Here is a 12,285-nt window from a genome sequence, read left to right on the forward strand (position 1 = left end):
ATCCCAGTGTCAAGCACTGGGATGACACCCTTTTGGATAGAAACCAGTGTCAGGTACTCGGATGACACCATTTACAACCACTCTCCTACCCTTTCTAGCTGTTTATAGCTGTTAAATCTCAAGAATTTATCAAAATATGGAGAGGCAATAAAGGGTGTGGAATCACTTAAATAGTTAGATAAAAAACCAGGCAGATCATTTTTTAATTCTTGCATTTTGTATCTATAATTTTGTATAGAAATAACTTTTATTTTATCATAATCAAGTTTCCAATAAGCAAGTTCTGAGACTTCTCTTTTTGTTATATGTTCTACCGCTAAGGCTTGTAAAATTAATTGCGGAAAAAACCCCGACATCACTTCTTCATTGGAAGGTGGTGTACCAAGCTTATAGTCTATAATTGCTACTTGCCCACTTGGTAGATACTCAACTCTATCACATCTTGCTGTCAGTAAGATTTCTTGTGGGATCAGATCTCTATTCGTCATCCAAGCAGTTTCATACTGATCACAAGAACCAGTGTCACGCGCTGGAATATGAAATATCGGACAGGAAAAGCTCTTTTCCAACTCAACATAATTGCTTCGAGTTTCATCAAATTCGACAAAAGATTGAATTATCTTTTGTAGTCTTACCCACCACATATTTGAAAAATTAAACTGACTAGTCGAGAATGCTTCTCGTGCAATGCTCATTGGAGATTTTTTGTTGCGTAAATATCTTGCAAGAATGTTGTGTACCATAGTGCCAAATTCCAATATCGATGGCTTAAAATTCAAGTCTCTTAATTGTTTAAGGCCCAGTATATACTCAACGTAAAATGAATAAGGATTACGAATTAGCTTTTCTATTGCACTGCAAGACATCACCTGCATTTTTTCTTTTCTAACTTCGGTTTGAGGTTTTGGCATAGGCTGAGTACATGGAACAGTACATTCAGGCGTATTTAATATCCTTAGCCAATCACGATAAGGATATTTTGACCCCTGCAACAGAATTTCCAAACGCTGCAATAGCATTGGTTTTCTATGGCTTAGCGATCTTGTAATATAAACCTTACTTGCACAAAACAAATTGTGTAAAGTATAAAAAAAATACCCCTGCTCTTCTTGCGCAGAAGGAAGATTAAATTTTTCTCTCGTAAGTGCATTCAAAAGCGGACTTTGAAAGCTTGGCGCTTCATTAAATCCAGCAAGTATCACAACTTTGTTGTGATATAAGCTGAATTTATTCAAGTCACTTGCTACAGAGAAAAACTCTTTCTCTAAAAATAAGGTCAGAATTTGGCTATATAACTCTAAGGAGCATTTAATTTCTACACCCTCACATGCATTTGAAAAATTACAGGTAAAATTACCTATTTCACTATTTAGCTCTGAAAAATTTATACCAGATAATATATTAATACACTGCAAATGAGTTGCTACCACATCAAAAATAGAGCAATTTATAGAACGAAGTAAAGGATTAAATATAACCTCTAACTTACTGATAATAAGTAATATATCTTCTTTGTATTTTAGCTTTTTATGGGCATTGATAGCATTTATAATATCGCTCAGGCCATTTGTACTAAAGTTGCGTAATATCTCTATTTCAAATTCAGATAAAATCCGAGTGTACTCTTCTTGAGTGTAACCAAAAGTCACTAGCCTATGTTTAAGGAGCGAAAGTAATGACACACTGCTCCAATTTGAGGTCAAAACTTCGATACTATAAAGCAGAAGCGTTATATAAGGGTAATTTTCCGGTATGGCACTGTGTTGCCTTGATAAACATGCTATACGAGCTGCAAGTAATTTATCAAAGACGACCAAAGAAATGTTTTCATAACCTTCATTTTCTATAATTAATGATGTCACTTGTGCTTCTTCCTCTCTGGAATCACAAGTGATGACTTCAATATTGCCAACATGTCCACTACTAACTTTGCTTAGATCGGCAGTTGTATCAAAGACGTAATCTAGATATTCCTCAGGACTTCCTGTTATCCCAGCCCTTTCTTCTGTCATCCAAGTAGCTGACACTGGGATCCAGTTTTCATTATACAGCCACCTGGTGCGCTCATTTAAAGTTAAGTTTTCTGGATCCCAGTGTCTGGGCACTGGGATGACACCAGAACACGCTTCTGGCAGAAAACTAACATCCCTTCTATCCACTTTTAAATAATCGAGTAGATCTTTCAGGCAATATTGATAGTGTTTTTTATCAAGCAATTTCCAGTCTTTCTCTTTAATTTTCAAATTCAGGTTAGGCAAAATTATTTTTCCAAATGGCAGATCATATATAGCCTTAATTAACGACTTATCCTTTCCAATTCCAACAAAGATTATATGTTGGTCTTTTTGTAAAGAGGTTATCATATTGTTTATGTAATCACTCTTATGTTTTAATATATCTACTACTTCTAAATCTTTTAAAGTTTTACTCCAAGTCTCAGTGAGTAAGCTTATGAAATTCTCTATTTTTTTTGAATGTTCATCAAATTGATAACAATCCGTTGTTTGGGTAGATTGAATTTTATCAAGCAATGATGGCAGGCTATAAGCTAAATCAATTGGGAAATTATCATTATTTTTTCTATTCCATTCCAATATGAATTGAATGAGTAGCAGCGTCCTTTTTATTGGACTTATAACTTTAACTCTATCAAGATTTAATATTAAATCTTCCTCATCAATGTTCTCTAGCGAAACTATCTCTGGCAAAATTATGCATTTTTCAGCGTTATAATTCTTGAATGCACTCAGCAGCGCTATCACATCCCTCTTGCAAGGAAGTATGACCTTTATCTCGGGAATTTTTTCTCTTTCATATTCAGAAAATATGTGCTGAACCAGCACATCAAAAAGGGATTCATCCACATTAACAGTAAAAACTCTTCCCACTAACAGTAACAATTAATACAATACTTTTATTGTATAGAAATTATTTAAAATATAAATGTGCTCGCAGTTTCTTATGCTATGATATATTAAAGTCTTTCACAATATTACATGGCAAACATCAGAATAGAAGTTTTAAATAAATGTGAACAATTTGGCCGCAGAAGGGTAGTTAATGTTTACTTGATTTACATAAGCAAAGAATTACCATCAAAATTACATGAAGAAATTTGTGGGCTATTTTATAATAAAGTCATACAAGACTGCCGTTATTATTCCTACAATGAAAACCTTGAAGAAGTTCAATATAACTTCATAGAACCACAAGCAAAGTGGGGCTTGGAGATAAGCTTTTTACCTGGCATGACTGACAATGTAGGCAACACAGCGAAACAAATTGTTAGAGAATATTTAATAAACAAGGACTACATTGATGAAAATGTTTGTATAAAAGCAAGAAGTTCAAAATTGATTCTAAGTCAAGCAACTGAAGATGATATAAAACAAGAATTTAATCCTATCACTGAGTATTGCATTCTTGTTTATAAAGAAAACGGCAATTGCTATTGGAGGCATTACGGTAAATTAAAAGGTGTCATCCCAGTGCCCAGACACTGGGATGGCTTTGTTGCATCGCTAGCTATGATGGATTAAAGATAAAAAAGATAGGGAATATCAGTAGCTTATTATTCTGGTATTTATAACAAGAACGGTCAGTGAATACCTAAATTTGAGTAAAAGAAATTTCACTACCACTCACTAATCTGGCTAAAATTCAAGAATTTCAATGCTTTAGCTATTTTCAATAGAATTAAATTTATTAATATAAATAACAAATTACTATTCTTAAATTTGATCAGATTGATTGCAAAAAAACAAGATTTTCAATAGGTTGCTTATAATCCTAACTATAGTTAGCCTTTCATAAGTAGCGATGCAACAAAGCCCACTGGGATCCAGAAAATTTCAAGCAATTGTATAATGAAAACTGGATTCCAGTGTCAAGCACTGGAATGACAGAAGGTAGGGTTGGGATGACAGAGGATAGTACTAAGTCCGTTGACCTCAATGTAAGTGACCAAGAGCTTGAAAAGATCAGCAGAGATGGAATCGATGGTAATGGCACTTTAGGGCTCTCTCTGGCAGCAATGAAAGCTATAAAGGATTACTTTAAAAAACTTAATAGAAATCCATATGATATTGAACTTGAGTCCCTAGCACAAACTTGGTCTGAACATTGTAAGCACAATATCTTTTGCTCTCCCATTGATGAAATAAAAGATGGCCTATACGCACATTATATCAAGCGTGCAACGCGTGAGATAAATTCTGACATATGTGTGTCAGTTTTCTCTGACAACGCAGGAGGAATAATTTTTGATGACGATTACTTGATTGTAGATAAAGTTGAAACTCACAATAGCCCTTCAGCTCTTGATCCATTTGGTGGAGCAATGACTGGAGTGCTTGGAGTAAATCGTGATATAGTTGGTTTCGGTAAAGGCGCAGAGCCTATAATGAATACCTATTACTTTTGCTTTGCCAAAGAAGCAAAAGGCAAGTTTTATAGGGATAAAGAGCGCACTGATGAGATCTTACCGCCAAAATATATAATGAAAGAAGTGATTCACGGTGTTAATGTTGCTGGTAATTGCTCTGGTATTCCAACACAACTTGGATCGGTATATTTTGACGATAGATTTTGTGGAAAGCCGTTAGTCTTTGTTGGCAGTGTCGGAATTATTCCACGCAACATAAATAACGCACCTTCACACATCAAAGGGCCTAAAAACGGCGATAAAATCGTAATTATTGGCGGAAGAGTTGGAAGGGACGGAATTCACGGTGCAACGTTTTCCTCAGAGGCTTTGTCGGGAAACAGCCCTTCAACAATTGTGCAAATTGGTGACCCTATAACACAAAAAAAATTATCCAACGCCGCCTTGGAAGCAAGAGATCTTGATCTTTATAATGCAATAACGGATAATGGAGCAGGCGGTCTATCATCATCTATTGGTGAAATGGGAAAAGACGGATTTGAAGTTGATTTGAGCAAGGTTCTCCTTAAAAACGATGGTATGGCTCCGTGGGAAATATGGATATCAGAATCACAAGAGAGAATGACCTTAGCAGTGCCAGAAGAAAATCTCCCTATGTTTAAGCAAATCATGAAAAAACATGATGTGGAGGTTTGTGTGATTGGAGAGTTCAATGAGAGTGGTAAAGCTGTTGTTAAATGTCCTAAAGGGAAAGTAATAATGGATATCGGAACTGAATTTCTGCATGATGGTAATCCTAAAGTGCATTTACAGACAAAGCCGTGGTCTAAGGAGTCTGCTGTATCCTTTCCTGTCATCCCAGTGCTTGACACTGGGATGGCTTTGTTGCATCGCTCTTCGGATAGTAGGTAACGTACAATAAATTCATGAAGCTATCTCAAACTTAGCCATGCCTATTTCAGTAAATTTGTTAAGCAAATAACACTTGAGTAGCAGTTCCTTCTCACGATTAATTTCAGATTTGCTCCTAAAACTAAACCCAAATGTCTTTTTTAATCGCGAGAAAAAACCTTCTATATAAGATCTTTTTCCATAACTCATCTCTTTTTTCCACTTCTTTATACCATCTTCATCATATGACTTTATGAGCTTGACTGCAGAATTTCTCTCAGCCATATAGTCTAACTTTGGATGCTCTGCTGCGTTGTTTTTCGGAGGAATTTTCGTTTTTATACCATATTGATTACACAGCTTATAGAGCTTTTCTCTGTCATATGCCCTATCTGCATATAGTACTTTTATGACATACTGAAAATCGACTTCTTTTAGCAAATCACAAGCTCCATAGTGATCAGAGTAGACACCGTTACTGTATTTTACAGCTATGGCTTTTTTGCTGTTTGTATTCAACATTACATGCAATTTTCTTGTCTGTTCATAGCTGCGATACTTTCTATCTTCGCTATTTTCTTTGCTATGACCAGGAGTGTTGTTGTATATACTAATTCCTGTACTGTCTATAGCAATTTCGATATCTTCCATATTATTTTTATCAATTCTGCAATCATTGATCTTAATATTGAGTTTCTTAAACCTTCTTGATGATTGTGAATAGCTGATAACTTGCAAATTTTTCCCAATTTGCTCAAGGTATCCTGCTATAAACCCAACTGTTTGCCTCAGGCCTATTCTAAATAAACAAGTTATTATGTGCACCAAAATTACAACTTTATCGCTATAAATATTGTTGCCACCTGGTATTTTTGGACCATTCTCGTACCACTTTTCTATGGCTTCGTTGATATAATGAAAAATATTTCCTCTTTTTTCTAGAAATTTGTTATATTCGCTATGGTTACTGACCCTCATTTTTTGTGGCATATTTTTTCTTCAACAGTTAAATCGCTATTTATAATGAATTTTGTCAGTAACTGCCAGTTCTTTTCACTTGAGCGATGCAACAAAGCCCACTGGGATCCAGCAGGTAAAGCCTGCAAACATTTTACGCCAAAACTCATCTAATGGTGGAATTGAATGTGAAATGGATTCCAGTGGGCTTTGTTGCATCGCTAGCTATGATGGATTAAAGATAAAAAAGGTGGAGAATATCAGTAGCTTATTATTCTGGTATTTATAACAAGAACGGTCAGTGAATACCTAAATTTGAGTAAAAGAAATTTCACTACCACTCACTAATCCGGCTAAAATTCAAGAATTTCAATGCTTTAGCTATTTTCAATAGAATTAAATTTATTAATATAAATAATAAATTACTATTCTTAAATTTGATCAGATTGATTGCAAAAAAACAAGATTTTCAATAGGTTGCTTATAATCCTAATTATAGTTAGCCTTTCATAAGTAGCGATGCAACAAAGCCATTCCAGTGTCAGCTACTTGCATGACACCCTTTGCGTGTCAGCTACTTGCATGACATCAAGCCAAGAAACTGAACTAAAAGAAATGCTGAGCAGACCAAACATTTGCAGCAAAGAGTTCATAGTGGTGCAATATGATCATGAGGTTCAAGGATCGTCAGTGTTAAAACCACTGCAAGGCAAGGGAAGAATGTGCAGCGAAGCTATTGTCTCAAGGCCTGTTCTTTCTTCAAATAAAGGTGTTGTAAAATCGCAAGGATTTGGCTCAAGTTATGGAGAAATTGACACCTACCACATGGCAGCATGTGCAATTGACACCGCGATACGCAACTATGTAGCCGCAGGAGGAAATATAAATCATCTAGCGTTGCTCGACAATTTTTGCTGGTGTGATGCTTATAATCCAGAAAGGCTATGGCAGCTAAAGAGAGCTGCAGAGGCTTGTTACGACTTTGCAACTGCATTTAAAACACCATTCATATCCGGAAAAGACAGTATGTTCAATGACTTCAAGGGATATGATGAAAATGGCGAGAAAGTGATAATCTCCGCACCACCTTCATTACTCATCTCAGCAATTGGAATTATAGAAAATATTGAAAATGCGGTATCGCTTGATGTGAAAATGCCGGGAGACTTGATATATGTACTTGGAGAAACACTTGATGAACTTGGTAGATCTGAATATCAGTTATATAGTGGAATAGGTAATAACAACGTACCAAAAGTTGATGCAAAGAGCGCTAGGAAGTTGTATGAGCGTTACAACCAGGCAATAAAAGATGGCATAATTGCCTCTGCAATTGCACCAAACTTAGGCGGATTAGTTATTGCTCTGGCAAAATCGCTAATTGCAGGAGACCTTGGTGCTGAAATCGATCTTTCACTAGTGCCAATAGGAAAAATACAAAATACAGACATAATAAACAAGATAATAATGTTTTCTGAATCGCAAAGTAGAATTTTGGTTACTATTGCACCACAAAATCAGAAGAGGTTTGAAGAATTGTTTGAAGGTGCAGTTTATTCATGTATTGGCAAAGTAACAGAGAAAAAGGTGCTAAACATAAAGGATGTTTTAAAAGTAGATCTGAAAGATGTGGCATGCTAATATAAAATATTTTTCTTATTATGCTAAATAACTCTTTTACTATATGTAATGTTTATTTAGAATGAATGTATGTTATTAATTTTGGGTAGGTAATTATGTCTATTTTATCGATACTCCTGTTTATCAGTCTTTCTTTACTCAACACTTCAAATAAATTGATGATATGTGCTGCCTTATTTGTGGGAGCTGCTTTAGTTGTAAATTCAATGGTTGAATTTTATGGCAGAAGCAAAGCTACGTACAACTTAATAGTGTGTACAGCGCTATGTTGTGTTTTTAAATGGCAAAGTTTTAATTTGATGATATTGATTTCATATACTGCAATTTTAGTATCTCTTCTCTCAAGCATAATTATTTTTGAAAAATTGAAGTCCAAGTTGAATTTTCATATGGCAAATTTCATTACTTTAATTATAGCATCAGTGGTTGATAGTGCCGTTGTATGTGTTGGATTACTATACAAATTTTCTGCAGGTAAATGCTTATCAATATACATTAGAGATTTAATTTTTAAGTTTTCTTATGTGTCAGTATTGAGCATCTGCTTGTTTGTAGGAATGTATTTATTTTGCTTGGCGAACAAGAAGTATTTTAAGATTTCCACATAACCTGTTTTCTGATATAGCTAAACTGACTTTGGGTCCTGGGGGTGTATTTGGTGGTCCTAATACGTAACAACAGTTTAGAATTTATAGGTAGCCTAAACTCACAACTGTACAAACACTATGATTTGAGCCTATCAGGGGGGTGTCATTCCAGTCTGGAATCCAGAAAAAAGAATGGTGTCATCCCAGTGCTTGACACATAGCTGTACGAACATTCATTTTTGAAGGTAAATTGCACAGCAAATGGTGTCATTCCAGTCTGGAATCCAGAAATTTTGCTTATAACTGAGCTGATGAGCTAAAGGTAGTTGTCTTACGCTAAAACAAACGTTTTTAATTAAGTTGCATAGAACCAGTGTCTGGGCACTGGCCCACTGGTGGGAATTGCTCCTAAACTACAACGTTCGTACAGCTATGTGCTTGACACTGGGATGACATCATCAGGGCACTGGCCTACTTAACCGTCATACCGTCGCGGTATCTCAGCCGCTAACAAGTAGCGGAATGACGATTTATCAAACGCTGCCTAATTTTCCGTAACAGTTGAAAAAATCAATAGAAAATCAATATATCACTATAAATTCACGTATTTTGAGGCTATAATGGTTAATACGCTATATGGTATAATATGGACGATTTTATCAGAGTTAAGGGCGCAAGGGAACATAATCTGCAAGGTGTAGACGTCAATATACCGAAAAATAAGCTAGTTGTTATAACTGGGCTAAGTGGTTCTGGCAAGTCTAGCCTTGCATTTGATACGATTTATGCAGAAGGCCAACGCCGGTACGTTGAAAGCCTGTCAGCTTACGCGCGTCAATTTCTCAACATTCAGGATAAACCAGATGTTGAGTCGATTACAGGTCTCTCTCCTGCAATATCTATCAACCAGAAATCGATCTCAAAAAATCCAAGGTCAACAGTTGGAACTGTTACCGAAATTTACGATTACTTGCGCTTAGTATATGCACGAATAGGAGTTCCTTATTCACCTGCAACTGGATTACCAATAACAAAACAAACGGTGTCTCAAATTGTAGACACTATAATTGCGTTACCTTTAGAAACTAAGATATATATACTTGCCCCTGTTGTGCGTGGTAGAAAGGGAGAACATCTTAAAGAGATATTGGAAATTAAAAGACAAGGTTACGTAAGGTTCAAAATAGATGGTGAAGTGTACAATGTAGATGACTTGCCTAAACTCGATAAGAACAAGAAACACGACGTTTTTGTGGTTGCAGATAGAATATCAATATTGGGCGATATAGGAAATCGACTGCCAAGTAGTATAGAATCCGCACTAAAACTTGGTAATGGTCTAATGTATGTAGAAATAGTAAACCTACCTGACAACCATAATTCCGAGTATAAAAATGGTCAAATTCTAACTTTTTCAGAGAATTTTGCATGCCCCGAGTCTGGTTTCACTCTTGAGGAAATAGAACCAAGATTATTTTCTTTTAACAGCCCTTACGGTGCATGTGGTTCGTGTAATGGGCTTGGTAAAAAACTAAGTGTTGATATAAAGCTAATAGTACCGGATGAAACTCTTTCAATATCTGAGGGTGCTTTAAAGCCAGTGGGATCAATGTTCCGTCAAGTGCACACAGGTTATGGATTTCTAAAAAGTGCAATTCTATCACTGGCTGAAAACTACAAATTTAACCTTGATATTCCGTGGAAGAACATAGATCAAGAAGTAAAAGATATGATACTCTTTGGCTCTAATAAATTTCAAGGTTTGATCAGTATCTTGGAGAACCAGATGGATTATGATGAAACACTTGTTGAGCGATATTGCTCTGTCACTCACTGCAGAGAATGTACTGGCTATAGATTGAAAAAAGAAGCGCTTACAGTGAAAATTGATAGCAAACATATAGGTGAAATATCAAGGCTCAGCATCGATGAATCCCTTAAATGGTTTGAAAATTTGCCAGACAAGCTCACAGAACAACAGAAGCAAATCTCAAGTAAAATATTAAATGAAATAATCAAGAGGCTAGCATTTTTAAAGAATGTAGGGTTGAATTACCTAACGCTTGATCGAGAATCTAGCACTCTCTCTGGTGGCGAGAGTCAGAGGATCAGGCTTGCTTCACAAATTGGCTCTGGTTTAACAGGAGTGCTGTACGTGCTTGATGAACCCTCGATAGGCCTTCATCAATGCGATAATGATCGGTTAATTGCTACACTGAAAAACTTGAGAGACATGGGTAACACTGTAATCGTTGTTGAGCATGATGAAGATACAATAATGGCTGCTGATTATGCGATTGATATTGGTCCTGGAGCTGGCGTAAATGGTGGAAAAGTTGTTGCAGAAGGAACACCAGACCAGGTGCAAAGAAATTCAGGGAGCATAACAGGGCAATATTTAAGTGGAGAGAAAAAAATTTTAATTCCAAGAAGAAGAAAGCAAGCAACTCAGTTCATAAAAGTAATAAATGCATGTGAAAATAACTTAAAAAATGTGAACGTTAAATTTCCTATAGGGAATCTTATTTGTGTTACTGGAATATCAGGAGGGGGAAAATCAAGTTTAGTCATAGAAACGTTATATAAATATTCAGCACATAAGATACATCATTCGTCTGCACGGTATGGCCAATGCGATAAGATAGAAGGCCTTGAATATATAGATAAAGTTATAGAAGTTGATCAGTCGCCAATTGGTAGAACTCCTGCGTCAAATCCAGCAACATATGTCGGTATGTTTACTCATATAAGAAATTGGTTTGCAGGTCTTTCGGAGTCAAAAGCAAGGGGGTATAATATAGGCCGGTTTTCATTTAATACCAGAGGGGGAAGGTGTGAGGCTTGTAAAGGTGATGGGCACTTAAAGATAGAGATGCATTTTCTACCGGACGTTTACGTGAAGTGTGAGCAGTGTAAAGGACGAAGGTATAATCGGGAAACATTGGAAGTTACTTATAAAGAAAAATCAATCTCTGATGTGCTTGATATGACGATAGATCAAGCTTGTGATTTTTTTGAAAACCTTCCAATGGTAAAAGAAAAGTTGGTTTCTTTGCAGGAAGTGGGGCTTGGCTATATAAAACTCGGACAGTCGTCAACAACGTTGTCTGGGGGTGAAGCACAACGAATAAAGCTGTCCAAAGAGCTATCAAAACGATTTACCGGAAGAACATTGTATATTCTTGATGAGCCAACAACTGGATTACACTTTGAAGATATAAATAACTTACTAAAAATACTCCATAGATTAGTCGATCTGGGAAACACTGTTATAGTTATCGAGCACAATTTGCACGTTATAAAAACTGCAGATTATATAATAGACATCGGACCAGAGGGCGGAATAAAAGGCGGAGAAGTGATTGCTACTGGAACTCCAGGAGAAGTGGCAAAAATTCCAGAAAGTGTTACAGGCAGGTATCTTAAAACGTATTTATTATAAACTATTTCTTAATTATATTAGGCTAGGTTGCATATTTATGATTTGGAGATAAGAATGTCAGTATATCGATACTTTAGAAGGTACGTTGAATATGGAGTTGTACCTGCTAAGAAAGCAGAAGATAACACACTAGTTCCAGAAAATAGTTTCTATAAATCTGTACGTTACGTTGATAATGTGCTAGGACCTGTGAAAGATGTAATTTGTGGAGTTGAGAGTAAAGACAATTATAACAAGTATTATCAAGATAATGATAAACGTGGGTCACAGGGCAGAGAAAGTGTATTCATTGTGTGCACTTGGTGCTATTTTAGCAGCCAACATAATATTGCAACCTTTATGTTTGATACTATAACTAAAGTGACTTAGGTTTACCGACGATT

General features: G+C 35.9%; 6 protein-coding genes and 3 pseudogenes. 6 read left to right on the top strand and 3 right to left on the bottom strand.

The window, feature by feature from the left end; all coding sequences use genetic code 11:
• Window positions 1-71 precede the first annotated feature (71 nt).
• Window positions 72-2,888 (bottom strand): WPE palindromic element domain-containing protein, encoded by a 2,817-nt coding sequence (locus OPR21_RS03695; RefSeq protein ID WP_186809130.1) that lies wholly within the window; start codon window positions 2,886-2,888, stop codon window positions 72-74.
• 108 nt (window positions 2,889-2,996) lie between these two features.
• On the opposite strand from OPR21_RS03695, the pseudogene OPR21_RS03700 reads away from it, so the two are divergent.
• Together OPR21_RS03700 and OPR21_RS03705 are read left to right on the top strand one after the other, a co-directional pair.
• Window positions 2,997-3,470, top strand: a pseudogene (locus OPR21_RS03700) (phosphoribosylformylglycinamidine synthase); the annotation flags it as partial.
• Window positions 3,471-3,868: 398 nt separating this feature from the next.
• Window positions 3,869-5,263 (top strand): annotated as a pseudogene (locus OPR21_RS03705) (AIR synthase-related protein); the annotation flags it as partial.
• A gap of 45 nt (window positions 5,264-5,308) precedes the next feature.
• Here OPR21_RS03705 and OPR21_RS03710 read toward each other — a convergent pair.
• Together OPR21_RS03710 and OPR21_RS03715 are read right to left on the bottom strand one after the other, a co-directional pair.
• On the bottom strand, window positions 5,309-6,265 hold the full coding sequence (locus OPR21_RS03710) for an IS5 family transposase (protein WP_265029893.1): 957 nt from the start codon (window positions 6,263-6,265) through the stop codon (window positions 5,309-5,311).
• The gene (locus OPR21_RS03715) at window positions 6,250-6,402 is read right to left on the bottom strand and encodes a hypothetical protein (protein ID WP_265030227.1); all 153 of its coding nucleotides are present in this window, start codon (window positions 6,400-6,402) and stop codon (window positions 6,250-6,252) included. Before OPR21_RS03715 ends, OPR21_RS03710 begins: the two co-directional genes overlap by 16 nt.
• 364 nt (window positions 6,403-6,766) lie before the next feature.
• Here OPR21_RS03715 and OPR21_RS03720 point away from each other — a divergent pair.
• The 4 genes and pseudogenes from OPR21_RS03720 to OPR21_RS03735 all read left to right on the top strand — a co-directional run.
• A pseudogene (locus tag OPR21_RS03720) lies at window positions 6,767-7,873 on the top strand (AIR synthase-related protein); the annotation flags it as partial.
• Between the two features lie 658 nt (window positions 7,874-8,531).
• Window positions 8,532-8,681, top strand: coding sequence for a hypothetical protein (locus OPR21_RS03725; protein WP_186809131.1), 150 nt, complete (start codon window positions 8,532-8,534; stop codon window positions 8,679-8,681).
• A 425-nt stretch (window positions 8,682-9,106) separates the two neighbouring features.
• A complete protein-coding gene (gene uvrA, locus OPR21_RS03730) occupies window positions 9,107-11,902 on the top strand; it encodes an excinuclease ABC subunit UvrA (protein WP_006279734.1) in 2,796 nt (931 codons plus the stop codon).
• A gap of 54 nt (window positions 11,903-11,956) precedes the next feature.
• On the top strand, window positions 11,957-12,271 hold the full coding sequence (locus OPR21_RS03735; RefSeq protein ID WP_010082388.1) for a hypothetical protein: 315 nt from the start codon (window positions 11,957-11,959) through the stop codon (window positions 12,269-12,271).
• Window positions 12,272-12,285 lie beyond the last annotated feature (14 nt).

It is taken from the genome of Wolbachia endosymbiont (group A) of Philonthus cognatus, from assembly GCF_947251755.1.
GTDB lineage: Bacteria > Pseudomonadota > Alphaproteobacteria > Rickettsiales > Anaplasmataceae > Wolbachia > Wolbachia pipientis.

Coding starts and splice junctions, on each gene's coding strand:
- OPR21_RS03710 (WP_265029893.1), bottom strand. CDS start 6,265: ATGCCACAAAAAATGAGGGTCAGTAACCATAGCGAATATAACAAATTT.
- OPR21_RS03715 (WP_265030227.1), bottom strand. CDS start 6,402: ATGAGTTTTGGCGTAAAATGTTTGCAGGCTTTACCTGCTGGATCCCAG.
- uvrA (WP_006279734.1), top strand. CDS start 9,107: ATGGACGATTTTATCAGAGTTAAGGGCGCAAGGGAACATAATCTGCAA.
- OPR21_RS03735 (WP_010082388.1), top strand. CDS start 11,957: ATGTCAGTATATCGATACTTTAGAAGGTACGTTGAATATGGAGTTGTA.